The organism is Streptomyces sp. NPDC020780, assembly GCF_044334475.1.
In the GTDB taxonomy this organism is placed as follows: Bacteria; Actinomycetota; Actinomycetes; order Streptomycetales; family Streptomycetaceae; genus Streptomyces.
Map to the genome: position 1 here is coordinate 138,814 of NZ_JBIRTB010000007.1, position 24,003 is coordinate 162,816.

The 24,003-nt window shown below is 72.2% G+C and carries 18 protein-coding genes; 9 read left to right on the top strand and 9 right to left on the bottom strand.

Going from position 1 to position 24,003, the window contains the following annotated elements; translation table 11 throughout:
- Positions 1 to 138: 138 nt before the first annotated feature.
- Positions 139 to 2,391, bottom strand: coding sequence for a helix-hairpin-helix domain-containing protein (locus ACH4VO_RS15285; RefSeq protein WP_360986365.1), 2,253 nt, complete (start codon positions 2,389 to 2,391; stop codon positions 139 to 141).
- On the bottom strand, positions 2,388 to 3,371 hold the full coding sequence (locus ACH4VO_RS15290) for an aldo/keto reductase (RefSeq protein WP_360986362.1): 984 nt from the start codon (positions 3,369 to 3,371) through the stop codon (positions 2,388 to 2,390). Before ACH4VO_RS15290 ends, ACH4VO_RS15285 begins: the two co-directional genes overlap by 4 nt.
- A 142-nt stretch (positions 3,372 to 3,513) precedes the next feature.
- Between ACH4VO_RS15290 and ACH4VO_RS15295 the strand changes: the two genes are divergently transcribed.
- The gene (locus ACH4VO_RS15295; protein ID WP_360986359.1) at positions 3,514 to 4,566 is read left to right on the top strand and encodes an LLM class F420-dependent oxidoreductase; all 1,053 of its coding nucleotides are present in this window, start codon (positions 3,514 to 3,516) and stop codon (positions 4,564 to 4,566) included.
- A gap of 277 nt (positions 4,567 to 4,843) precedes the next feature.
- Positions 4,844 to 5,632, top strand: coding sequence for a ferritin-like domain-containing protein (locus ACH4VO_RS15300; protein ID WP_360986356.1), 789 nt, complete (start codon positions 4,844 to 4,846; stop codon positions 5,630 to 5,632).
- A gap of 27 nt (positions 5,633 to 5,659) precedes the next feature.
- Here ACH4VO_RS15300 and ACH4VO_RS15305 read toward each other — a convergent pair whose 3' ends face one another.
- Complete coding sequence (locus ACH4VO_RS15305; RefSeq protein ID WP_360986352.1) at positions 5,660 to 6,646, bottom strand: magnesium and cobalt transport protein CorA; 987 nt, start codon at positions 6,644 to 6,646, stop codon at positions 5,660 to 5,662.
- 215 nt (positions 6,647 to 6,861) lie between these two features.
- On the opposite strand from ACH4VO_RS15305, the gene ACH4VO_RS15310 reads away from it, so the two are divergent.
- From ACH4VO_RS15310 to mshC, 4 genes are all read left to right on the top strand, one after another.
- Entirely contained in the window at positions 6,862 to 7,572 is a 711-nt protein-coding gene (locus tag ACH4VO_RS15310) for a histidine phosphatase family protein (RefSeq protein ID WP_360986349.1), read from the top strand.
- A gap of 105 nt (positions 7,573 to 7,677) precedes the next feature.
- A complete protein-coding gene (locus ACH4VO_RS15315; protein WP_056786440.1) occupies positions 7,678 to 8,268 on the top strand; it encodes a DUF3090 domain-containing protein in 591 nt (196 codons plus the stop codon).
- Entirely contained in the window at positions 8,232 to 9,095 is an 864-nt protein-coding gene (locus ACH4VO_RS15320) for an SCO1664 family protein (RefSeq protein WP_360986346.1), read from the top strand. Before ACH4VO_RS15315 ends, ACH4VO_RS15320 begins: the two co-directional genes overlap by 37 nt.
- A gap of 114 nt (positions 9,096 to 9,209) precedes the next feature.
- Positions 9,210 to 10,439 carry a cysteine--1-D-myo-inosityl 2-amino-2-deoxy-alpha-D-glucopyranoside ligase gene (mshC, locus tag ACH4VO_RS15325; RefSeq protein ID WP_360986343.1) on the top strand — a complete coding sequence of 410 codons (1,230 nt, stop codon included), beginning with the start codon at positions 9,210 to 9,212 and terminating at the stop codon, positions 10,437 to 10,439.
- 281 nt (positions 10,440 to 10,720) lie between these two features.
- On the opposite strand, the gene ACH4VO_RS15330 is transcribed toward mshC, so the two are convergent.
- Positions 10,721 to 11,755 (bottom strand): PAC2 family protein, encoded by a 1,035-nt coding sequence (locus ACH4VO_RS15330; RefSeq protein ID WP_360986340.1) that lies wholly within the window; start codon positions 11,753 to 11,755, stop codon positions 10,721 to 10,723.
- Positions 11,756 to 11,993: 238 nt separating this feature from the next.
- Between ACH4VO_RS15330 and ACH4VO_RS15335 the strand changes: the two genes are divergently transcribed.
- Complete coding sequence (locus tag ACH4VO_RS15335; protein WP_360986337.1) at positions 11,994 to 13,358, top strand: enolase C-terminal domain-like protein; 1,365 nt, start codon at positions 11,994 to 11,996, stop codon at positions 13,356 to 13,358.
- Positions 13,355 to 14,134, top strand: coding sequence for an SDR family oxidoreductase (locus ACH4VO_RS15340; protein ID WP_360986334.1), 780 nt, complete (start codon positions 13,355 to 13,357; stop codon positions 14,132 to 14,134). Before ACH4VO_RS15335 ends, ACH4VO_RS15340 begins: the two co-directional genes overlap by 4 nt.
- Positions 14,135 to 14,205: 71 nt before the next feature.
- Here the strand turns inward: ACH4VO_RS15340 and ACH4VO_RS15345 are convergent, their stop codons facing one another.
- From ACH4VO_RS15345 to ACH4VO_RS15365, 5 genes are all read right to left on the bottom strand, one after another.
- Positions 14,206 to 14,877: a FadR/GntR family transcriptional regulator gene (locus ACH4VO_RS15345; RefSeq protein WP_360986331.1), complete on the bottom strand. Its 672-nt coding sequence runs from the start codon at positions 14,875 to 14,877 to the stop codon at positions 14,206 to 14,208.
- Between the two features lie 182 nt (positions 14,878 to 15,059).
- Positions 15,060 to 16,670: a glycerol-3-phosphate dehydrogenase/oxidase gene (locus ACH4VO_RS15350; RefSeq protein WP_360986328.1), complete on the bottom strand. Its 1,611-nt coding sequence runs from the start codon at positions 16,668 to 16,670 to the stop codon at positions 15,060 to 15,062.
- A 5-nt stretch (positions 16,671 to 16,675) separates the two neighbouring features.
- Positions 16,676 to 18,211, bottom strand: a complete 1,536-nt coding sequence (gene glpK, locus ACH4VO_RS15355) for a glycerol kinase GlpK (RefSeq protein ID WP_360986325.1) — start codon at positions 18,209 to 18,211, stop codon at positions 16,676 to 16,678.
- 40 nt (positions 18,212 to 18,251) lie between these two features.
- On the bottom strand, positions 18,252 to 19,043 hold the full coding sequence (locus ACH4VO_RS15360) for an MIP/aquaporin family protein (RefSeq protein WP_360986321.1): 792 nt from the start codon (positions 19,041 to 19,043) through the stop codon (positions 18,252 to 18,254).
- 434 nt (positions 19,044 to 19,477) lie between these two features.
- The gene (locus ACH4VO_RS15365; protein ID WP_360986318.1) at positions 19,478 to 20,242 is read right to left on the bottom strand and encodes an IclR family transcriptional regulator; all 765 of its coding nucleotides are present in this window, start codon (positions 20,240 to 20,242) and stop codon (positions 19,478 to 19,480) included.
- Between the two features lie 239 nt (positions 20,243 to 20,481).
- Between ACH4VO_RS15365 and metH the strand changes: the two genes are divergently transcribed.
- Complete coding sequence (gene metH / locus ACH4VO_RS15370; RefSeq protein ID WP_360986315.1) at positions 20,482 to 23,994, top strand: methionine synthase; 3,513 nt, start codon at positions 20,482 to 20,484, stop codon at positions 23,992 to 23,994.
- The last annotated feature ends 9 nt before the right edge of the window (positions 23,995 to 24,003 follow it).

The following is a 24,003-nucleotide window of genomic DNA, read 5'->3' on the forward strand; positions in this document are numbered from 1 at the left end:
GATGACCCGGCGGCCCGGCCGGCCGGAGAGCCCCGTCCGTCACGGCCTGTCGGCCCGGTGCGCGCGCACCGGGCCGACGCGCGTCCGGCGACGGCGAGGCAGGACGGCGTACGGGCCGCCCGGGGCCGTACGGGTGCTTCAGGAGGCCACAGCGGCCGGCTGGGCCTCCAGCAGGGCGCGCAGCCGTGTCGTCCGCTCCTGGGCCGGGACCGCGGCCACCGCGTGCGCCAGTGCCTGGTCCACGCCGTGCACCACGGACAGGTGGCGCTCGCCCCGGCTGAACGCCGTGTACACCCAGGGCCGGCTCAGACCCTGGGCCGCGTCACCCGGCAGGACGACGACCACGGCGGGCCAGCGCATCCCGGCCGCCTGATGCGCGCTGAGCGCCCAGCCGTGCCGCACCGAGGACTCCACGCGGGCCTGGGGCACCACGACGCCCGTGCCCGCGCAGTCCAGGTGCAGGCCGTCGGCGTCGGCGGAGACCACCGAGCCGGGCACCACCCTGCCGGGCGCCGGCACATGGACCACCCGGTCACCGGGGTCGAAGCCGCCGAACCGGCCCGGCCCGGGGTTGAGCCGCTGCTTGAGCGCCGCGTTGAGCGCCACGGTGCCTGCCGAGCCGCCGTGCCCGACCGTGATCACCTGGGTGTCCGACGCTGGCACCCCGATGACCCGCGGTACCGAGTCGGCGACCAGCTGCACCGTCCGGTGGACCGCCTCGCCCGCGTCGCGGACGGGCACGATCACGACCTCCTTGCCGGGCGCCTCCACCTGGTTCAGCTCACCGACGCCGATGCCCGACACCAGCTCACCGACCGGTCCGGGGTCCGGGGTGCGCGACACCACCTGGGGGCAGGTGCGCGCCGCCAGTACGTCCCCGAACACCCGGCCCGCACCGGCGGACCCGAGCACACCGGGGTCACCGCTCAGCACCAGCCGTGTCCCGTCGGCGAGGGACTCCACCAGCATCGCCGCCGCCTCCACGTCGAGCTGCGGTGCGTCCAGGACCACCAGCAGGTCGAGGGCGAAGGCCCCGTCCGCGTCCCGGCCCGGGCCGGCCGCGCCGGAGAGCAGGTCGGAGAGGGTGACAGCCGTCGACGGGTCACCGGCGGCGGCGGCCAGCCTGCGCCGGCCGTCCTCGCTGTGGGTGGTCCCGAGGGCACGCAGTCCCAGGGCGCCGGCCGCGGCGATCAGAGCGGCGGGCTCGGCCCGGGCGCTCTCGCCGCCGCTGTGGGCGACCAGTCCGGCCCCCGCGACCGTCCGGATCAGCTCACCCGCCGAGGGCGACGGCGCGGCCGCCGCCGCCTCCGTCCAGTCGGCGTCCTTCTCGCAGGAGTTGACCAGCCGGGCCAGGCCGTCGGCGAGGCTCTCCTCGGCCAGGGCGTACCGGTCGAGCCCCAGCAGGACCCGCACCGGCTCCGTCTCGTCCTCGGAGCCTTCCCGGGCACCGTCCTCGGTGCTCCCGGTGGGCTCCTCGGCGGGCCCGCCCGGGCCGGTGATCTCCCCGGCCCGCACGGCGTCGACGCCGTCCTGGAAGACGAGCGCGACGCCCTCGGAGACGGCGTGCCGCACGGCCGTGCCGGGATCGGTCACCGACAGGTCGGCGAGCGCGGCGCGCACCTGCGACGCGTCCAGTGCCGTGTGGCCGCGCAGCGCGGCCCGCTCCAGCAGCCAGCCCACCAGGGCCGCCGTGCGCCGCTCGTCGTCCGGGCCGCACTCCGCGCCCAGCAGGGCCCTCGCGAACCCGTCGGCCTGCTCCGGGCGGACGCCGGGCACGGACAGCAGCTGCCAGGGGTCCTCGCGCAGCATCCCGGCGGCCTGTTCACCGAGCGTCGTGGCCGCCGGGCGGGCCAGGGCCTCGGGAGCCCGGCCCTCGGCGAGCACCGCCGCCGCCGACGTCACTGCCTCGGGGGACACGCTCCGCGGCTGCCCGGCGGGAGGGGACACGGACGGCGTAGGCCGGGCGGGCGCGGGGGCAGCGCGGCGGGGAGCGGGCGCGGAGACCGGGGAGTCGAAGAAGGCGGTGCCCGGCTTCTCGCCGCTCTCCACCGCGCGCACGGCCGCGAGCAGATCGGCGGCCGGACCGCTCAGCTTCGCACCGGCCGCGATGGGGCCCTCCTTCTCGGCCTTGCGCTTCTCGATCCGCTCACGGAGCTCGCGCTGGGCGGCCAGCTCCGCCTCCGCCTCCGAGAGCGCGGGAGCCCCCTCCGCGCCGTCCCCCTCCGCGCGGGGACCGGGAGCTCCCTCGGGCGCCTCGTCGGTCCCGGACGCATGCTCCGCACCGCCCTCGCCGGGCGGGGCGGCGTCGAGGCCGCCGTCCTCGCGGACTTCGCGGTCCTCGTCGTTCTCGGCCGCGGGGTCCGGGGACTCCCCCCGGGGAAGCGCAGTCACAGCGTGCTCCAGTCCTGGTCGGGATAGCGGTGCACGGGCGCCGACACATCGTCGAGCGCCTGGCAGATCTCGTCAGGAAGAGTAAGCGCCTCCACCGACAACGCCTCGCTCAGCTGCCGCGCGTTCCGCGCGCCGACGACCGGGGCCACCACCCCGGGACGGTCCCGCACCCAGGCGAGCGCGACGAGGAGCGCCGTCGTGGCCAGTCCGTCCGCGGCCGTGGTCACCGCGTCCACGATCCGGCCGGCCGCGTCGTCGAGGTACGGCTCGACGAACGGGGCCAGCACCTCCGAGGCGCCGCGCGAGTCGGACGGCGTCCCCGTGCGGTACTTCCCGGTCAGCACCCCACGGCCCAGCGGGGAGGAAGGCAGCAGCCCCACCCCCAGGTCCAGCGCGGCCGGCAGCACCTCGCGTTCCACGCCCCGCTGCAGCAGCGAGTACTCCATCTGCGTACTGGCCAGCCGGGTGCGCACCCCGGGCGAGGCGAGCTGCCAGGTCGCCGCCTTGGCCAGCTGCCAGCCGCTGAAGCTCGACACGCCCGCGTACCGGACCCGCCCCGACGAGACCGCGAGGTCCAGTGCCTGCAGGGTCTCGTCCAGCGGCGTCACCGGGTCGAAGGCGTGGATCTGCCAGAGGTCGACGTAATCCGTCCCGAGGCGCTCCAGGGAGGCGTCGAGCGCGGCCAGCAGATGACCGCGCGACCCGTCGAAGCGGCGGTACGGATCGGGCACGCTGCCCGCCTTCGTCGCGATGACCAGGTCCCGTCGCGGAACGAGGTCGTCCAGGAGCCGTCCCAGCAGGTATTCGGCCTCACCGCCACCGTAGACGTCCGCGGTGTCCACGAGGGTTCCGCCGGCGTCCCAGAAGGTTTTCAGCTGTTCGGCGGCGTCGTGCTCGTCGGTGTCCCGGCCCCAGGTGAGGGTGCCGAGCCCGATCCGGGACACACGAAGGCCGGTACGGCCCAGATACCTCTGCTCCATGGGGGCTGAGGTTACTGGCCGGGGCCCGCACGGTGGCAGCCTGTGGACAGGGCGGTGGCGGGCGACCGGGCCTGCCGGATCACGGCACCCCGCGCTAGAGTCCGCACTCAGGACGTTACTGATCAGTAGAGGGAGCGTGGCTATGCGGCTCGGCATCAATCTCGGTTACTGGGGAGCGGGCATGGACGGCGACAACCTCGCCGTCGCCCAGGAGGCCGACCGGCTCGGCTACGACGTCTGCTGGGCGGCCGAGGCGTACGGCTCCGACGTACCGACCGTGCTGGCCTGGGTCGCGGCCCGTACCGAGTCCATCGACGTGGGCTCCGCGATCATGCAGATCCCGGCCCGGCAGCCCGCCATGACGGCGATGACGGCCGCCACGCTCGACTCGCTCTCGGGAGGCCGCTTCCGCCTCGGCCTCGGCGTCTCGGGCCCCCAGGTCTCCGAGGGCTGGTACGGCGTCAAGTTCGACAAGCCGCTCGCCCGCACCCGCGAGTACGTGGAGATCGTGCGCAGGGCGATGTCCCGGGAGCGGCTGTCCTACGAGGGCGAGCACTGGACGCTGCCGCTCCCCGACGGCCCGGGCAAGCCCCTCAAGCTGACCGTCCACCCTCAGCGCGAGCACATCCCGCTCTACATCGCCGCCATCGGCCCGAAGAACCTGGAGCAGACCGGCGAGATCGCCGACGGGGCCCTCCTGATCTTCCCCTCCGCCGATCACCTGGAGGAGACGGCTGTCAAGCACCTGCGCGCCGGGCGTGAGAAGGCCGGGAAGACGATGGAGGGCTTCGACGTCTGCCCCACGCTGCCGCTCGCGGTCGGCGACGACGTCAAGGGCCTCGCCGACATGTTCCGCCCGTACACCGCGCTGTACGTCGGCGGCATGGGCAGCCGCAAGCAGAACTTCTACAACCAGCTCGCCCGGCGCATGGGGTACGAGGAGGCGGCCACCGAGATCCAGGACAAGTACCTCTCCGGTGACAAGGCCGGCGCCGCAGCCGCCGTACCGCACGAGCTCATCGACCGGACCACGCTGCTCGGCCCGGTGGAGCGGATCGCCGAGCGGATGCAGGCGTACGCGGCGGCGGGCGTCACCACGCTCACCCTCGCCCCGGCGGGCTTCACGCTGGACGAACGGCTCGCGGCCCTGCGCGCCGGCACCGACGCCCTCGAGCGCTCCGGCCTCGCTGCCTGAGGGCCGATCCGCCGGGAGGCGGGACAGACCCGGCGAGGCCGTGCCGCCGGTCCGGCCGGCACCACGGCCGTGGTGGGGGCTCGGGGGGCCTCCCCGCCACGGCCGTCACAAAGGACAACGGGCCGGGTGCCGTGCGGTTACGCCCGGTACTCCTCCCGGGGCGCGGCGGCGGGCGGTGCCGCGCCCGTTCGGCCCCGCCCCGGCCCTTCCGTGTTGCCGACCGGTCCGTACCGGATTTGACTGTGGCCTGCGGATACCGGTGCGAGAGGTGGCAGTGATGCTGTCGGCAAAGAGTCTGTTCCAGGAGATCGTCGGGAACGACGAGTCGTTCCGGCTGTTCTGTTCCATCGCCGCCGGCGGCGAGACGCAAGGCGGCTGGGAGAACGGCCGCATCGCCGCGCTCGTCCCCGCCCGACTGAGCGATCTGGCCCCCAAGGTGGCCCGGCACGGAGCCGACGAGGACAAGCACGGCCGGATCTTCAACGCCCTGCTCAAGCAGCGCGGGCTCGCCCCGGTGGCCGTGCCGTACGAGACGGACTACACACTGCTCCTGGAGCGGCACGGCATCGGCCTCGCCCATGAGCGCCTCGGCCGCGAGGAACCGCTCACCGAGCGGGACGTCATCGTCTACCTGGCCCACAGCAGGGTGACGGAACAGCGGGCCTCCGAACAGATGCGGCTCCTGCTCAGGCACTTCGCCGACCACCCCGCCCTCGGGCGCGCGGTGAAGATGATCTCCAGGGACGAGGACAACCACCTCGCCTACTGCCACGAGGAACTGCTCCGTCTCGCCCGCTCCGGGCACGGCCGGACGATCCGGTCCGTCCTGCGCGAGTGCGCCCGCGCCGAGATCCGGGTGTACCGCGACGTCAGCCTCGCCGTGATGAGCCACATGGGCGCGGTGCTGCACTGGTCCCGGCCCAAGGCCGCCGCGCTGGCGGCAGGCATCCACGCGGTGTACGCCTACGAGCGGCTGGTGGGCTGGCGGCGCATGGTGACCCTCCGGCAGCCCGCCCTGCGTGACGCGCTGGGCAGCCCCGCGGCACCCGAGACCGAGTACGCCTGATCCGCGGGGGAGGCGGGCCCGCGCCGCCTACAGCCAGCCCCGGCGTTTGAACAGGCGGTGCAGCCCGAAGACCGCGCAGGCCATCGACACGATCACCACGGGGTACGTCCACACCCAGTGCAGCTCCGGCATGTGGTCGAAGTTCATGCCGTAGATCCCGGCCACCATCGTCGGCACCGCGGCCATGGCGGCCCACGCCGAGATCTTCCGCATGTCGTCGTTCTGCCGCACACCCATCTGGGCCAGGTGCGCCGACAGGATGTCCGAGAGCAGCCGGTCCAGACCCTCCACCTGCTCGTTGGCACGGGTGAGGTGGTCGTTCACGTCCCGGAAGAAGGGCTGCGAGCCCGTGTCGACGAACGGCACGCCCGCCCCCGCGAGCCGCGCCATGGGAGCGCTCAGCGGCCCGGTCGCCCGGCGGAACTCCAGCACCTGGCGCTTGAAGGTGTAGATGCGCTCGGCGGTGCTCTTGGAGTCGCCGGAGCCGCTCGGGGCGAAGACCAGGGTCTCCAGCTCCTCCAGGTCGGCCTGGAGCTCGGCGGCGACGTCTATGTAGTGGTCCACCACCGCGTCGCTGACCGCGTACAGCACCGCGGTCGGGCCGTGCCTGAGCACTTCCGGCTCGGCCTCGAGCCGGCTCCGTACGGCCGCCAGGGGCGCGCCCTCGCCGTGCCGGACCGTCACCACGAAGGAGTCGCCCATGAAGAGCATGAGCTCACCCGTACTGACCGTGTCGCTCTCGTGTGCGTAGACCACCGGCTTGACGACCACGAACAGGGAGTCGTCGTAGATCTCCAGCTTGGGCCGCTGGTGCGCGCGCAGCGCGTCCTCCACCGCCAGCGGATGCAGCCCGAACTCGCTGCTGACGAGGTCGAACTCCTTCTCCGTGGGCTCGTGCAGCCCTATCCAGACGAAGGCGTCCCCGGTGGCGCGCGCCTCGTCGAGGGCTTCGGAGAAGTCGGCGGGGCCTTCGGTCCGCCGCCCGTCCCGGTAGATGCCACAGTCCACGATCACGCGCGTATTCTTCCCTGCCGTCGGTTCCGGTGCACTCTCCCCGTGCCCGCCGGGCCGTCCGGTAATCCGGGTCGGCGTCACCGAAACGGCACGCACCTCCCTCCGAGGGCCGACGGGCCGGGGAGGCCCCCTGCGCATCACGGCTCCTCCCCGCGCACCACGGCTCCCCCGGGCGGGGGAGGCCCATGAGCCCGGACGGTCTTACCCTGGCCCGTATGCCCACGCTCATCCTCGTACGCCATGGCCGCTCGACCGCCAACACCGCCGGAGTGCTCGCGGGGCGGACCCCCGGCGTCGCCCTCGACGAACGCGGCGCCGCGCAGGCCGCCGCGCTCCCCGGGCGGCTGGCCGCCCTCCCGCTGGCGGCCGCCGTCAGCAGCCCCCTGCAGCGTTGCCGGGAGACTCTCCAGCCCCTGCTGGACGCCCGCCCCGGCCTGCCGCTGCACACCGAGGACCGCATCAGTGAGTGCGACTACGGGGAGTGGTCGGGGCGCAAACTTGCCGAGCTGTCCGACGAGCCCCTGATGTCCGTCGTGCAGCAGCACCCCTCCGCGGCGGCGTTCCCCGGCGGTGAGTCCATGCGGGCCATGCAGGCCCGGGCGGTCGACGCCGTACGGGACTGGAACGCCCGGATCGGGGCGGAGCACGGTGAGGACGCCACCTACGTGATGTGCTCGCACGGCGACATCATCAAGTCGCTCGTGGCCGACGCGCTCGGCATGCACCTCGACCTCTTCCAGCGCGTCCACGCCGACCCGTGCTCGGTCACCGCGATCCGCTACACCCGGCTCCGGCCGTTTCTCCTCAGGCTCGGGGACACCGGCGACCTCGCGTCCCTGGCCCCGCGCGAACAGGCTCCGGGGGCCGACGCCGCGGGGGGTACGGCGGCCGATGCGGCCGTCGGGGGCGGCGCGGGAGCGCCGTGATCGCTCCGCGCAGTAGGGTGGACGCGCCGTAGCGGCCCAGCGGGTGCATCCCCCTGGGCCCCGGCCGCCCCCCATTGGCCTCCACACTCTCAAGGGAGACAGGACGTGTCCCGTCAGGTGTTCCTCTACGACCCCCCGGACCGTTTCGTGGCCGGCACGGTCGGGCTGCCTGGCCGCCGTACGTTTTTCCTGCAGGCGTCCTCGAGGGGACGGGTCACGAGCGTGGCCCTGGAGAAGACCCAGGTAGCCGCGTTGGCCGAACGGATCGACGAACTCCTCGACGAGGTCGTCCGGCGGACCGGCGGCAATTCACCGGTGCCCGCGGTGGCACCCATGGACGTCACCGACACCGCTCCGCTCGACGCCCCCGTCGAGGAGGAGTTCAGGGTCGGCACGATGGCTCTCGCCTGGGACGGCGAGGAGCAGCGCATGATCGTCGAGGCGCAGGCGCTCGTCGAGCTGGACGCGGACTCCGACGACGATCTGGCGGAGGCCGAGGAAAGGCTTCTCCAGGACGAGGAGAACGGACCGCCGATGCTGCGTGTCCGGCTGAGCGGCGCACAGGCGCGGGCGTTCGCCAAGCGCGCCCTGGACGTCGTCAACGCCGGCCGGCCGCCGTGCCCGCTGTGCAGCCTGCCCCTCGACCCGGAAGGACACGTATGCCCGCGCCAGAACGGATACCGTCGCGGGGCCTGACGGAGGCCGGACTGCGCACCCTGCTCGCCGAGGGGGAGCTCACGGTCCTCGGGCAGGTCCGGGGCGCGTCGAACGCGGTCCTCCACTGCACCGTCGCGTACGAGGGCGAGGAGCGCACCTGCGTCTACAAGCCGGTCGCGGGGGAGCAGCCGCTGTGGGACTTCCCCGACGGCACGCTCGCCCGGCGTGAGGTCGCGGCGTACGAGATCTCCGAGGCCACCGGGTGGGGCCTCGTGCCGCCGACGGTGCTGCGGGACGGGCCGTACGGCGAGGGCATGTGCCAGCTCTGGATCGAGGCGGAGGAGGCGGCGGACGGCTCGGCGCCCGACGCGGCGCACGGGCTTCCGCCGCTGCTCGCGCTCGTCGAGGACGAGGAGCCGGGCGAGGGCTGGAAGGCCGTGGGCTTCGCCGAGGTCGGTGGGGGAAGGACGGCCCTGCTGGTACACGCGGACGACCCGCGGCTGCGGCGGCTCGCGGTCCTGGACGCGGTGATCAACAACGCTGACCGTAAGGGCGGGCATCTGCTGCCCGCGCCCGGCGGCCGGCTGTACGGCATCGACCACGGGGTCACCTTCAACGCGGACGACAAGCTGAGGACACTGCTGTGGGGCTGGGCGGGGGAGCCCCTGCCGGCGGAAGCGGTCACGGTGCTCGAACGCCTCTCCGCCGACCTGGAGCCGGGCCGCGCCCTCGCCACCCGGTTGGCGGAACTGATCACGGAGGCCGAGCTGGCCGCGCTCCGGGGGCGGATCGAGGCGCTGCGCGCGAGCGGCCGGCATCCGCAGCCGAGCGGGGAGTGGCCCGCCATCCCCTGGCCGCCGGTGTGAGCACCGCCTGCGGGCGGCCGTAGACCATGGCGTCGTCAGGCGCAAGACCGCCTCTTCAGCCTCGATTCGTCATCCGGTTCGTATCCGGAAGCAACGTCCGGTTACGCTCATGACATGCATGCCTGGCCCGCTTCTGAGGTCCCCGCCCTGCCTGGCAAGGGCCGCGACCTTCGGATCCACGACACCGCGACCGGCGGACGGATCACCCTTGACCCCGGTCCCGTCGCCCGCATCTACGTCTGCGGCATCACGCCGTACGACGCGACCCACATGGGTCATGCGGCGACCTACAACGCGTTCGACCTCGTTCAGCGCGTGTGGCTCGACACCAAGCGGCAGGTTCACTACGTCCAGAACGTGACCGACGTGGATGATCCGCTGCTGGAGCGGGCCGTACGCGACGGTCAGGACTGGACCGAGCTCGCGGAACGCGAGACGGCGCTCTTCCGGGAGGACATGACCGCCCTGCGCATGCTCCCCCCGCAGCACTACGTCGGGGCGGTGGAGGCCATACCCGGCATCGTCCCGCTCGTCGAACGGCTGCGGGACGCGGGCGCCGCCTACGAGCTCGAGGGCGACGTGTACTTCTCGGTGGAGTCCGACCCGCACTTCGGCGAGGTCTCCCACCTCGACGCCGAGGCGATGCGGATGCTGTCCGCCGAGCGCGGCGGTGACCCGGAGCGCCCCGGCAAGAAGAACCCGCTCGATCCGATGCTCTGGATGGCGGCCCGCGAGGGCGAGCCGAGCTGGGACGGGGCCACGCTCGGCCGCGGCCGGCCCGGCTGGCACATCGAGTGCGTCGCCATCGCGCTGGACCACCTCGGCATGGGCTTCGACGTCCAGGGAGGCGGCTCCGACCTCGTCTTCCCGCACCACGAGATGGGCGCCTCGCACGCCCAGGCGCTGACCGGCGAGCACCCGTTCGCCCGTGCCTACGTCCACGCCGGCATGGTCGCCCTGGACGGCGAGAAGATGTCCAAGTCCAAGGGCAACCTCGTCTTCGTCTCTGCGCTCCGCCGGGACGGCGTGGACCCCGCGGCGATCAGGCTCTCTCTGCTCGCGCACCACTACCGGTCCGACTGGGAGTGGACCGGCCAGGTGCTCGCCGACGCCGTCGAGCGGCTCGCACGGTGGCGTGCCGCCGTCTCCCGGCCCGACGGGCTGTCCGCCGACGCACTGGTCGAAGAGGTGCGTCAGGCGCTGGCCGACGACCTCGACACGCCCGCCGCGCTCGCCGCCGTGGACCGCTGGGCCGCTGCGCAGACCTCGGACGGCGGCACGGACGAGGGCGCGCCCGGCCTCGTCTCGCGCACCGTGGACGCGCTCCTGGGCGTCGCCCTGTAACCCGCTCCCCTTTCCCGCCCACGCGCCCCTGCCTCGGAGACTTCGGCAGAAGTCTCCGAGGCAGGGGCGTCCGTGCGACGGGCGGTACGGGGTGGTCAGCCGTCCTAGGGCGTGTATCGAAAGGAGCGCCTGCCCGGCGGCGCCCGGCACGCACACTTGCCGCGTTGTCGGGATCGCCCCGATACATCCAGTATCGGGGCGACCCTCCGCCTTGCGATCGCACGCACCGGACACCGCCGAGCCTGCCCTTCGGGCAGACGGCGCTACTTTCGACACACGCCCTAGGAACCCGGATCCTCGGACGGCCCGGCGGGCGGGTCACTGGGCGGGTCGCTGGGCGGTTCCACGTCCTTCGGCCGGCCCTTCCCGGGGCGCTGCGGTCCGGGCGGCCTGGTACGGCCGCTCGACGGATCCCGCAGATAGGACGTGTCACCGCTCTCCGTGGCGTGCCCGCCGGGGCCCTGGCCGGGACCGCCGACGTCCCGGCGCCTCAGATACCGCTCGAACTCTCGGGCGATGGCCTCCCCGGACGCCTCGGGCAGTTCCGCGGTGTCCCGCGCCTCCTCGAGCGTCTGGACGTACTCGGCGACCTCGCTGTCCTCGGCCGCCAGCTGATCGACACCGAGCTGCCACGCGCGCGCGTCCTCGGGCAGCTCGCCCAGCGGGATGCGCAGCCCGAGCAGATCCTCGAGACGGTTCAGGAGCGCCAGCGTCGCCTTCGGGTTCGGCGGCTGCGACACGTAGTGCGGTACCGCCGCCCACAGGCTCACCGCGGGCACGCCCGCGTGGGTGCAGGCCTCCTGGAGGATGCCGACGATGCCCGTCGGGCCCTCGTACCTGGTCTCCTCCAGATCCATGGTCCTGGCCAGGTCCGGGTCCGAGGTCACGCCGCTGACCGGTACCGGCCGGGTGTGCGGTGTGTCGCCGAGCAGGGCTCCCAGGACGACGACCATCTCGACGCCCAGTTCATGGGCGAAGGCGAGGATCTCGTTGCAGAACGACCGCCACCGCATGGAGGGCTCGATGCCCCGGACCAGCACCAGGTCGCGGGGCTTCTCGCCGCCGACACGGACCACGGAGAGCCGCGTGGTGGGCCACACGATCTTGCGCGTCCCGCCGTCCAGCCACACCGTGGGCCGGTTGACCTGGAAGTCGTAGTAGTCCTCGGCGTCGAGGGCCGCGAAGACCTCGCCCTTCCACTCCCGGTCCAGATGCCCGACCGCTGTGGAGGCGGCGTCACCGGCGTCGTTCCAGCCTTCGAACGCGGCCACCATGACCGGGTCGATCAGCTCGGGTACTCCCTCGAGCTCGATCACCCAGGCCTCCTTCCGAAGTTCCCTTGATTCCCTTGCGTACAGACCAACCTTACGGCTTACCCCCTCTGGGGCCGTAGCCCGTTTGCATGGATGCGCGAACCGTGCCGGTGCTTGATTCGTCCGATCTGTACCGCTCGTACGCCGAGTCGACCTGCATGGGCCCTGGACTCCGGGGTGCGTGGGGCGTTATACATCGGATGACCGGCGAGAGATCCGATGTTACTTCCCAGGGGCGCACATGAGCCGTACCGTCACGCACGTCGAGGTCCACGACATCCGCTTCCCCACCTCGGAACAGCTGGACGGTTCCGACGCCATGAACCCCGACCCCGACTACTCGGCCGCCTACGTCGTCCTGCGTACGGACGGCGGCGGGGAGGAGCCGGGCGGGGATGCGCGCGAGCCGGGGGAGTACGAGCTGGAAGGACACGGCTTCTGCTTCACCATCGGCCGTGGCAACGATGTCATGGCCGCCGCGATCGAGACGCTTCGCCCCGCCCTGGTGGGGCGCTCCGCACCGGCCACCGCCGCCGACCTGGCAGCGCTGTACCGCGAGCTCACCCACGACTCCCAGCTGCGCTGGCTGGGCCCCGAGAAGGGGGTGATGCACATGGCGGCCGGTGCCGTCGTCAACGCGGCCTGGGACCTCGCGGCGAAGCAGGCCGGGCTGCCGGTCTGGCGGTTCCTCGCGGGGATGACCCCCGAGGAGCTCGTCTGCCTCGTCGACTTCCGCTACCTCACCGACGCGCTCACCCCCGAGGAGGCGCTCGCCCTCCTGCGCGCCGCCGAGCCCGGCCGGGCCGCGCGCACGGAGCGGCTGCTCGCCGAGGGCTACCCCGCCTACACGACATCGCCGGGCTGGCTGGGTTACCCGGACGACAAGCTCGTCCGGCTGGCCCAGGAGGCCGTCGCCGACGGCTTCGCGCAGATCAAGCTGAAGATCGGCGCCGACCTGGACGACGACGTCCGCAGACTCGCGCTCGCCCGCGAGACCGTCGGCCCCGGCGTCCGGATAGCCGTCGACGCCAATCAGCGCTGGGACGTTGCCGCCGCGGTGACGTGGATGACGGCGCTCGCCCCGTACGACCCGTACTGGATCGAGGAGCCGACCAGCCCCGACGACGTGCTCGGCCACGCGGCCGTGCGCGCGGGGCAGCCGGTCAAGGTCGCCACCGGCGAACACGTCGCCAACCGGGTCGTCTTCAAGCAGTTGCTCCAGGCCGGCGCGGTCGACTTCCTCCAGATCGACGCCGCACGGGTCGCGGGCGTCAACGAGAACCTCGCGGTCCTGCTGCTCGCGGCGAAGTACGGGGTGCCCGTCTGCCCGCACGCCGGCGGCGTCGGACTCTGCGAACTGGTGCAGCACCTCGCCATGTTCGACTACGTGGCGGTCTCCGGCACCTGGGAGGACCGCGTCATCGAGTACGTCGACCACCTCCACGAACACTTCGCCGACCCGGCCGTGATCAAGGACGGGCGTTACGCCGCCCCCGGCGCCCCGGGGTTCTCGGCCCGGATGCTGCCCGCCTCGATCGCCGACCACCGCTACCCGCAGGGCCCTGTCTGGCAGGCCCGCCGCACGACCGAGGAGACCGGCCGATGAACACGACCCAGGACTTCGACGGGCTGTCCGCCCTGGTCACGGGAGGCGCGTCCGGAATCGGCGCCGCGGTGGCGGCCCTGCTGCTCGCCCGGGGCGCCCGTGTGGCCGTACTCGACCGGACGACCGAGGGCGCCCCCGAGGGGACGCTCGCGCTCCGGGCCGACGTGACGGACGACGACGCCGTACGGACCGCCGTCGACCGGGCCGCCCGCGAACTCGGGGGCCTCCACACCCTGGTGTCCAACGCCGGGATCGGATCCGTCGGCACCGTCGAGGACAACACCGACGAGGAGTGGACGCGCGTCCTGGACGTCAACGTGCTCGGCATGGTCCGCACGGCCCGGCACGCCCTGCCCCACCTGCGCCGCTCCGTGACGGGCCGCCCCGGCGCGGTGTCGATCACCCAGACCTGCTCCATCGCGGCCACCGCCGGCCTGCCGCAGCGGGCCCTCTACAGCGCGAGCAAGGGGGCCGTGCTCTCGCTGACGCTCGCCATGGCCGCCGACCACGTCCGCGAGGGCATCCGGGTGAACTGCGTCAATCCCGGTACCGCCGACACCCCGTGGATCGGCCGGCTGCTCGGCCGGGCCGAGGACCCGGCCGCGGAGCGCACGGCGCTCGAGGCCCGCCAGCCCCTGGGCCGGCTCGTCCTGGCGGACGAGGTCGCCGCCGCCGTCGTCTACCTGGCGAGCCCGGCAGCCGCTTCCGTGACCGGAACCGCGCTCGCCGTCGACGGAGGGATGCAGGGCCTGCGCCTGCGCCCCGCCACCGGCTGACCGGCGGACCGGAACGGCGGGGCAGGGGCGCGGTCCCGCACCGGGGCGCACTCCGGGCAGGGCGCCCCGGCTCACAGCGACGAGCGCAGCCACTGCTCGACGCTCGCCACGTGCACGGTCGCCCAGGAGCGGGCGGCCTCCGGATCGCGGTCCCGCAGGGCGCCGAGGATCGCCCGGTGCTCGTACAGGGTGCGGCTGACCGCGTCCTGCTGGGTCAGCCCCCGCCAGACCCTGGCCCGGGTGGTCGGCCCGGACAGGCCGTCCAGCAGCGAGCACAGGACCGAGTTACCGGAGGACCGGACGATCCCGCGGTGGAACTCCAGGTCGGCGGCGACCAGTTGCTCCACCGAGGGATCGGAGCCCAGGGCGTCCAGCTGCGCCCTCAGCGCGTCCAGCTCCGACTCCTCGATGCGCAGCGCCGCCATCGCCGTGGCCGCGGGCTCCAGGATCCGGCGTACCGCGAGGAACTCCAGCACGGTGTCGTCGCGGTGGAAGTCCACCACGAAGCTGAGCGCCTCCAGCAGGAGCTGCGGGTCCAGGCTGGTGACGTATGTGCCGTCGCCCTGCCGCACGTCGAGGATCCGTATCAGCGACAGGGCGCGCACCGCCTCGCGCAGCGAGTTGCGGGAAAGGCCCAGCTCGGCGGCGAGTTCGCTCTCCTTGGGCAGCCGGTCGCCCGGGGCCAGGGCGCCCGAGACGATCATCCCTTTGATCTTCTCGATCGCTTCGTCGGTGACGGCCATGGAGGGTCTCCTCGCACATAAGACATCGGATCTATGGCGTCATTATGCGGGTCATGGAGGGCGTGCCGGTGTCCGGACGGCGGGCGCCCCGGCAGGCCGGGAGCGGGCCGGCGAACAGGGCGCGCGGAAGGGGGCGGCTCCGGTTCGCCACCGGAGCCGCCCCCTTCCGCGCGTACCGGGTGTCAGCGCCGGCCGGCCAGCAGGGCCTCCACCCGGGCCCGGATGTCGTCGGTGGCCAGGCCGCGGATCGTCAGCGTCGTGCGGCGGCGCAGCACGTCGTCCGCGGTCTCGGCCCACTCGCGGTCGCGGGCGTACGCGACCTGGGCCCAGATCTCCGGGGCGTCCGGGTGGATGCGCTCGGCCAGCGCCGGGTCCTCGTTGGCGAGACGCGCGATGTCGAAGGAGAGCGAACCGTAGTGGGTGGCGAGGTGGCGGGCCGTGTCGGCCCCCATCCGCGGCCCCGGTGCGCCGCCGTCGACCAGCAGCCGGTGCGCGACGGCGTTCGGGTTGGCGATGCCCGGAAGCGGCAGCTTCCTCGGCAGCCGCGCCATCGGCTCCATGTCCTGTGCCAGGGGGTGCCCCGGCAGGGCGGCCAGCTTGTTCATCACGGTGCGGCCGATGTGGCGGAACGTCGTCCACTTGCCGCCCGCCACGGACAGCATGCCGCCGCGTCCCTCCGTCACGACCGTCTCGCGCTTGGCCTTGGACGTGTCGCCGGGACCGCCCGGAAGCACCCGCAGCCCGGCGAAGGAGTAGGTGATCAGATCGCGGGAGAGCTGCTGGTCGCGGACCGAGAACGCGGCCTCGTCCAGGATCTGTGCAGTGTCCTTCTCGGTCACCGCGACGTCGGCCGGGTCGCCCTCGTACTCCTCGTCGGTCGTACCGAGCAGCAGCATGTCCTCCCAGGGGAGGGCGAACGTGATCCGGTACTTGTCGATCGGGGTGGCCAGCGCGGCCTTCCAGGGGCGGGTCCGCTTGAGGACCAGGTGCGCGCCCTTGGACAGGCGTATGGAGGGAGCCGCGTTCGGGTCCTCCATCTTCCGCAGGTGGTCGACCCACGGGCCCGTGGCGTTGAGTACGAGACGGGCGTCGACGCCGAACTCCGTACCGTCCTGGCGGTCCTCCAGTTCGGCCCCGGTGACCCGGCCCCGGGTGAACCGCAGCCCGGTGACCGCCGCGTGGTTGAGGACCACGGCGCCCGCGTCCACCGCCGCGCGGACGGTCATCAGGGCCATCCGGGCGTCGTTCATCTGGTCGTCGCCGTAGACCGCGACGGCCTTCAGGTTGTCCGTACGCAGCTCCGGCACGTCGCGCTGGGCACGGGCGGGGCTGATGACGTGGCCGACGCCGTCACCGAACGCGGACAGCGCGGAGTAGGCGAAGACACCGGCCCCGAGCTTGGCCGCGCCGTGCGGGCCGCCCTTGTAGACGGGGAGGTAGAAGGTGAGCGGGTTGGCCAGGTGCGGGGCGACCTGACGGGACACCGCGCGCCGCTCGAAGTGGTTCTCCGCGACCAGCTTCACCGCGCCGGTCTGCAGGTAGCGCAGACCGCCGTGGAGCAGCTTGGAGGAGGCGGAGGAGGTGGCGCCGGCGAAGTCGCCGGCGTCCACGAGGGCCACCCGCAGTCCGGACTGCGCGGCGTGCCAGGCGGTGGAGATGCCCAGGATGCCGCCGCCGATCACCAGGAGGTCGTACGTCGCCTTGGACAGCTGCTCCCGGGTCTCGGCGCGGCTCGGGAGGGAGCCGGAGGCCGGATGCGTCCCGAGGGCGGGGACGCTCTGCAGGGTGGTCATATCGATTACTCCTCGACAGTGTCGTCGTCGAGCCAGCCCATGGACCGTTCGACGGCCTTGAGCCAGCTCTTGTACTCGCGGTCGCGGGTGGCCGCGTCCATACGGGGTGTCCACTCGGCGGCCCGGCGCCAGTTGGCGCGCAGCGCGTCGGTGTCCGGCCAGAAGCCGACGGCGAGGCCGGCGGCGTAGGCGGCGCCAAGGCAGGTGGTCTCGGCGACCATGGGGCGCACCACGGGCGCGTCCAGGAAGTCGGAGAGTGTCTGCATCAGCAGGTTGTTGGAGGTCATGCCGCCGTCGACCTTCAGGGCGGTCAGCTCGACGCCGGAGTCCTTGGTCATGGCGTCGCTGATCTCGCGGGTCTGCCAGGCGGTGGCCTCGAGCACGGCACGGGCGATGTGCGCCTTGGTGACGTACCGGGTGAGACCGGCGATGACACCCCGGGCGTCGGGGCGCCAGTACGGGGCGAACAGGCCGGAGAACGCGGGTACGAAGTACGCGCCGCCGTTGTCGTCCACGGAGGAGGCGAGCGTCTCGATCTCGGCCGCGGACTTGATCAGGCCCATCTGGTCGCGCATCCACTGCACCAGCGAACCGGTGACGGCGATGGAACCCTCCAGGGCGTACACCGGCTTCTCGTCGCCGATCCGGTACCCGACGGTGGTCAGCAGCCCGTTGTACGAGTTCACGGGGGTGTGGCCGGTGTTCATCAGCATGAAGGTGCCGGTGCCGTACGTGGACTTCGCCTCGCCCTGGGCGAAACACGTCTGGCCGAACAGTGCGGCCTGCTGGTCGCCGAGCGCCGAGGCCACCGGTACGCCGTCCAGGACGCCGCCCTTGGTGGTGCCGTACACCTCGGCGGACGAGCGGATCTCCGGCAGCACGGCGGGCGGGATCTCCATCGACTGCACGATCCGGTCGTCCCACTGCATGGTGTGCAGGTTCATCAGGAGCGTGCGGGAGGCGTTGGTGACGTCGGTGACGTGCACTCCGCCCTCGGTGCCGCCGGTCAGGTTCCAGATGACCCAGGAGTCCATGGTGCCGAAGAGGATGTCGCCCCGCTCGGCGCGCTCGCGGAGCCCTTCGACGTTGTCGAGCAGCCAGCGGACCTTGGGGCCGGCGAAGTAGGACGCCAGGGGCAGACCCGTCTCGCGGCGGAAGCGGTCCTGTCCGACGTTGCGGCCGAGGTGCTTGCAGAGGGCGTCGGTGCGGGTGTCCTGCCACACGAGGGCGTTGTGGACGGGCTCACCGGTGTGCCGGTCCCAGAGCAGGGTGGTCTCGCGCTGGTTGGTGATGCCGATCGCCTTGACGTCGGCGGAGGTGATGCCGGCCTTGACGATCGCCCCGGCGACGACTTCCTGGACGTTCTCCCAGATCTCGGTCGCGTCGTGCTCGACCCAGCCGGGCTTGGGGAAGATCTGCTCGTGCTCCTTCTGGTCGACGGAGACGATCCGGCCGTCCTTGTCGAAGACGATGCAGCGGCTGGACGTGGTGCCCTGGTCGATGGCCGCGATGAACGGGCCGGTGGTGTGTGCGTCGGTCACGGTGTGCTCCCGGAGGTCTGTGGGGTGGTGAGGAGGTGGCTCAGGCGAAGGCGAGGTTGTAGAGCCCGCCGGCCAGGGCAGCACCGATCAGCGGTCCTACCACCGGTACCCAGGCGTACCCCCAGTCCGAACCGCCCTTGTTCGGCAGCGGCAGCAGCGCGTGCACGATGCGCGGTCCGAGGTCGCGCACCGGGTTGATCGCGTAGCCGGTCGGGCCGCCGAGCGAGAGGCCGATGCCGACGACCACCAGCGAGGTGATCAGAGCGCCGAGGGCCCCGAGGCCGTTGCCCTCGTCGTTGAGGCCCTGGGTGAGGATCGCCAGGATCAGGACGAAGGTCGCGATGACCTCCGTCACGACGTTCTGCACCGCGTTCCGGATCTCCGGACCCGTGGAGAAGACGCCCAGCACCGGGCCCGCCGCGGGCGCGGACGTCTGGTCGACCATGCCCTCCTCGACGGGCTGTTCCCGGAGGATCTCGGGGTCGGTGAGGTGGGCCCGGAACTGTCCGTAGTAGACGGCCCACACCAGTACGGCGCCGATCATCGCGCCGAGCAGCTCGGAGGCGAGGTACAGGGGTACGTCGCTCCACGCGGTGCCGCCCTGGATCGCGAGGGCGATCGTGACCGCCGGATTCAGGTGGGCGCCGGACACGCCGGAGGCGATGTAGGCGCCGGTCAGCACGGCGAAGCCCCACCCGAAGGTGATGGCCAGCCAGCCGGCGTTCTGCGCCTTGGAGCGCTTGAGCGTGACGGCGGCACAGACACCGCCGCCGAGCAGGATGAGTATGGCGGTACCTATGGTCTCGCCGATGAAGATGTCGGAGCTGGACACCCGCGACTCCTTTGTCCTTCGTCCAGGGGGAAGGCGAAACACCGGGTACCTCCGGTGGATCGCGCCCCAGGTGGGTATCCGTCGTGTACGGCGGACGCCACCTGTGAGGGCTTGACCGGCCCTCGGCACTGTCACACCCTAACGCGTATTGCCGTTAAGTGTTCGGCAATGCCGACCGGTGAACGGCAATGTTTCTCCCCAATGAACGACGCGTCAAGAGTTCCGGTGGTCCGGAGTCGGCACGGAGCCCGATCGTTACCGAGGGGGCGAGATCGTCCCGGACGTCCCGGCGGGCCGGCCGGCGGCGCCGGGCGCGGGGCGTCGCGAGGCGGAGGGGTGCCCGCCGGCCGCAGGGCCGCGGACTCCTCGGAGGTGTGGCGAGGGGGCTACGGCTGTCAGCGCGTGCCCGCGGGGGTGCGGCCCCGGGGGCGGGCTCAGAAGCGCCCGGCCCCCAGGTCCCGCGAGACGGCACGGGCGCAGTCCCGTACGGCTGCGACGAGCTCGGGCCGCAGTTCGCCGCCGGTGCAGACGCGCTCCACGGCGCCCGTCACGGCCACGGCGCCGACGGGCATCCTGCGCCGGTCGTGGATCGGCGCGGCCACGGCCGCCACACCCTCCCACGTCTCCTCCACGTCGGCCGCCCACCCCTGGGCGCGGATCATGTCCAGCAGCGACTCGAACTCCTGGGTGCCGGTGACCGTGCGCTGGGTGAAGGCCCGCCGCTCCGCCTCGACGACCTCGCTGTGCGCGACCGGGTCGTAGGCGGAGAGCACCTTGCCCAGAGCGGTGGAGTGCAGCGGCTGCATGGCGCCGACCTCGAGGACCTGGCGGCTGTCGTCGGGCCGGAAGACGTGGTGGACGATCAGGACCCCGTGCTGGTGCAGCACGCCGAGGTGGACGCTCTCGCCGCTGGAGCGGGCCAGGTCGTCGGTCCACACCAGGGCGCGGGCCCGCAGCTCGTGCACGTCGAGGTAGCTGTTGCCCAGGCGGAGCAGCTCGGCGCCGAGCTGGTAGCGGCCGGAGGCCGGATCCTGCTCGACGAAGCCCTCGAGCTGGAGCGTGCGCAGAATGCCGTGGGCGGTGCCCTTGGCCAGTCCCAGGGAGGACGAGATGTCGGACAGCCCGAGCCGACGCTCGCCGCCCGCCAGCAGGCGCAGCATCGCCGCTGCCCGCTCGAGCGACTGGATGTTCTTGGCCATCGCGCCGTACTCCTCCACCTCGGTTCGACAATGCTGAACACTATCGGTCGATGCCGACCTGTGTCTGGCCGCGCGACGAATCTGCGCCACCTCGCGGACGGGCCCGCGCCCCGCACAGCATGCAGTCCGTCCCCTGGAACACGGCGACCGGCCCGGGCCCGCCCCGCTACGCTGGCCGCGTGCCCTCCTCCGCGGAAGGGCGCGAAGCCGACAGCCGTCGCATCCCAGGGAGAACATCCATGGCCTCGTCGCCGACCCCCTCCGCTGACAGCCGGACCCGAGCCGCAGCGCTCCGTGAGGCCCTTGCCACCCGTGTGGTGGTGGCAGACGGTGCCATGGGCACCATGCTCCAGGCCCAGGACCCCACCCTCGAGGACTTCGAGAACCTCGAAGGCTGCAACGAGATCCTGAACGTGACCAGGCCCGACATCGTGCGCTCGGTGCACGAGGAGTACTTCGCGGTCGGTGTGGACTGCGTCGAGACGAACACCTTCGGCGCGAACGCCTCCGCGCTGGGTGAGTACGACATCCCCGGCCGGATCCACGAGCTCTCCGAAGCCGGTGCCGGCATCGCCCGCGAGGTGGCCGACCGCTTCACCGAGTCCACCGGGCAGCAGCGCTGGGTACTCGGCTCGATCGGCCCCGGCACCAAGCTGCCGACGCTCGGTCACGCCCCGTACACGGTCCTGCGTGACGGCTTCCAGCAGAACGCCGAGGGCCTGATCGCCGGTGGCGCCGACGCCCTCATCATCGAGACCACCCAGGACCTCCTGCAGACCAAGGCCGCCGTGCTGGGTGCGCGGCGCGCCCTGGAGGCACTGGGCAGCGACCTCCCGGTGCTGTGCTCCCTGGCCTTCGAGACGACCGGCACCATGCTGCTCGGTTCCGAGATCGGTGCGGCGCTGACCGCGCTGGAGCCGCTCGGTGTCGACATGATCGGCCTGAACTGCTCGACCGGGCCCGCGGAGATGAGCGAGCACCTGCGCTACCTCACGCGACACTCCCGCATCCCGCTGCTCTGCATGCCGAACGCCGGACTTCCGGTGCTCACCAAGGACGGGGCCCACTTCCCCCTCGACGCCGAGGGGCTGGCCGACGCCCAGGAGACCTTCGTACGGGAGTACGGGCTCTCGCTGGTCGGTGGATGCTGCGGTACGACCCCGGAACACCTGCGGCAGGTCGTCGAGCGGGTCCGCGGCGCCGTTCCCGCGGTGCGTGAGCCGCGCCCCGAGCCGGGCGCGGCCTCCCTGTACCAGACGGTCCCGTTCCGTCAGGACACCTCGTACCTCGCGATCGGCGAGCGGACCAACGCCAACGGGTCCAAGAAGTTCCGCGACGCCATGCTGGAGGCGCGGTGGGACGACTGCGTCGAGATGGCCCGTGAGCAGATCCGCGAGGGCGCCCACATGCTCGACCTGTGCGTCGACTACGTCGGGCGCGACGGGGTCGCGGACATGGAGGAGCTGGCCGGCCGGTTCGCGACCGCTTCCACGCTGCCGCTCGTGCTGGACTCCACGGAGCTGCCCGTACTGCGGGCGGGCCTGGAGAAGCTGGGCGGGCGTGCGGTCATCAACTCGGTCAACTACGAGGACGGGGACGGGCCCGAGTCGCGGTTCGCGAAGGTCAGCGCCCTGGCCGCCGAGCACGGGGCCGCGCTGATCGCGCTGACCATCGACGAGGAGGGCCAGGCCCGTACGGTCGAGCACAAGGTGGCCGTCGCCGAGCGGCTCATCGAGGACCTGACGACCAACTGGGGCATCCACGAGTCGGACATCCTCATCGACTGCCTGACCTTCACCATCTGTACGGGTCAGGAGGAGTCCCGCAAGGACGGCATCGCCACGATCGAGGCGATCCGTGAGCTGAAGCGGCGCCGGCCCGGGGTGCAGACCACCCTGGGCCTGTCGAACATCTCCTTCGGTCTCAATCCCGCCGCCCGGGTGGTGCTGAACTCGGTCTTCCTCGACGAGTGTGTGAAGGCGGGTCTGGACTCCGCGATCGTGCACGCCTCGAAGATCCTGCCGATCGCCCGGCTGGAGGAGGAGCAGGTCAAGGTCGCCCTCGACCTGATCCACGACCGGCGGGAAGAGGGGTACGACCCTCTTCAGCGGCTCATGGAGCTCTTCGAGGGCGTCAACATGAAGTCGATGAAGCAGGGCAAGGCCGAGGAACTGCGGGCACTGCCGCTGGACGAGCGGCTCCAGCGGCGGATCATCGACGGGGAGAAGAACGGCCTGGAGGCCGACCTCGACGAGGCCCTGCGGACGCAGCCCGCCCTCGACATCGTGAACAACACCCTCCTGGAGGGCATGAAGGTCGTCGGAGAGCTGTTCGGCTCCGGGCAGATGCAGTTGCCGTTCGTGCTGCAGTCCGCCGAGGTCATGAAGAGCGCGGTCGCCTACCTGGAACCGCACATGGAGAAGACGGACGACGAGGGCAAGGGCACGATCGTGCTGGCCACGGTCCGCGGCGACGTGCACGACATCGGCAAGAACCTCGTCGACATCATCCTGTCCAACAACGGCTTCAACGTGGTCAACCTGGGCATCAAGCAGCCCGTCTCCGCGATCCTGGAGGCGGCGGAGGAGCACCGGGCCGACGTCATCGGCATGTCCGGCCTGCTGGTGAAGTCCACCGTGATCATGAAGGAGAACCTCCAGGAGCTGAACCAGCGCAAGATGGCGGCCGACTACCCGGTGATCCTGGGCGGTGCCGCCCTGACCCGGGCCTACGTCGAACAGGACCTGCACGAGATCTACGAGGGAGAGGTCCGCTACGCCCGCGACGCCTTCGAGGGCCTGCGCCTGATGGACGCCCTGATCGCGGTCAAGCGCGGCGTCCCCGGCGCCACCCTCCCCGAGCTCAAGCAGCGCAGGGTGCCCAAGCGCGACACCGCCCTGCCGGAGGCCCCGGAGCCGGAGGAGGGCGTACGCTCCGACGTCTCCGTCACCAACCCGGTTCCCGAGCCGCCGTTCTGGGGAACCCGCGTCGTCAAGGGCATCCAGCTCAAGGAGTACGCCTCCTGGCTGGACGAGGGCGCCCTCTTCAAGGGCCAGTGGGGGCTCAAGCAGGCCCGCGCCGGCGACGGGCCGTCGTACGAGGAGCTCGTCGAGAGCGAGGGCAGGCCGCACCTGCGCGGCTGGCTCGACAAGCTCCAGACCGAGAACCTGCTGGAAGCCGCCGTCGTCTACGGCTACTTCCCCTGTGTGTCCAAGGGCGACGACCTGATCCTGCTCCACGAGGACGGCTCGGAGCGCACCCGCTTCACGTTCCCGCGGCAGCGCCGGGGCCGTCGCCTGTGCCTCGCGGACTTCTTCCGGCCCGAGGAATCGGGGGAGACCGACGTGGTCGGCCTCCAGGTCGTCACGGTCGGTTCGAGGATCGGCACCGAGACCGCCAAACTCTTCGAGGCGAACTCCTACCGCGACTACCTGGAACTGCACGGGCTCTCCGTGCAGCTGGCCGAGGCCCTCGCCGAGTACTGGCACGCACGGGTGCGCGGTGAGCTCGGGTTCTCGGGCGAGGACCCGTCCGACGTCGAGGAGATGTTCGCCCTCAAGTACCGGGGCGCGCGCTTCTCCCTCGGTTACGGAGCCTGCCCCGACCTGGAGGACCGGGCGAAGATCGCCGCACTCCTGGAACCGGAGCGCATCGGCGTGGAGCTCTCCGAGGAGTTCCAGCTGCATCCCGAGCAGTCCACCGACGCCATCGTCATCCACCACCCCGAGGCGAAGTACTTCAACGCACGGTAGGGGCTGACC

What these genes read in the sequence shown, in the direction of transcription:
- ACH4VO_RS15320 (WP_360986346.1), top strand. Translation starts at nt 8,232, where the DNA reads ATGCCCGCGCCAGAACGGATACCGTCGCGGGGCCTGACGGAGGCCGGA.
- ACH4VO_RS15340 (WP_360986334.1), top strand. Translation starts at nt 13,355, where the DNA reads ATGAACACGACCCAGGACTTCGACGGGCTGTCCGCCCTGGTCACGGGA.
- ACH4VO_RS15290 (WP_360986362.1), bottom strand. Translation starts at nt 3,371, where the DNA reads ATGGAGCAGAGGTATCTGGGCCGTACCGGCCTTCGTGTGTCCCGGATC.
- ACH4VO_RS15350 (WP_360986328.1), bottom strand. Translation starts at nt 16,670, where the DNA reads ATGACCACCCTGCAGAGCGTCCCCGCCCTCGGGACGCATCCGGCCTCC.
- ACH4VO_RS15335 (WP_360986337.1), top strand. Translation starts at nt 11,994, where the DNA reads ATGAGCCGTACCGTCACGCACGTCGAGGTCCACGACATCCGCTTCCCC.
- ACH4VO_RS15300 (WP_360986356.1), top strand. Translation starts at nt 4,844, where the DNA reads ATGCTGTCGGCAAAGAGTCTGTTCCAGGAGATCGTCGGGAACGACGAG.
- ACH4VO_RS15310 (WP_360986349.1), top strand. Translation starts at nt 6,862, where the DNA reads ATGCCCACGCTCATCCTCGTACGCCATGGCCGCTCGACCGCCAACACC.
- ACH4VO_RS15345 (WP_360986331.1), bottom strand. Translation starts at nt 14,877, where the DNA reads ATGGCCGTCACCGACGAAGCGATCGAGAAGATCAAAGGGATGATCGTC.
- metH (WP_360986315.1), top strand. Translation starts at nt 20,482, where the DNA reads ATGGCCTCGTCGCCGACCCCCTCCGCTGACAGCCGGACCCGAGCCGCA.
- mshC (WP_360986343.1), top strand. Translation starts at nt 9,210, where the DNA reads ATGCATGCCTGGCCCGCTTCTGAGGTCCCCGCCCTGCCTGGCAAGGGC.
- ACH4VO_RS15365 (WP_360986318.1), bottom strand. Translation starts at nt 20,242, where the DNA reads ATGGCCAAGAACATCCAGTCGCTCGAGCGGGCAGCGGCGATGCTGCGC.
- ACH4VO_RS15295 (WP_360986359.1), top strand. Translation starts at nt 3,514, where the DNA reads ATGCGGCTCGGCATCAATCTCGGTTACTGGGGAGCGGGCATGGACGGC.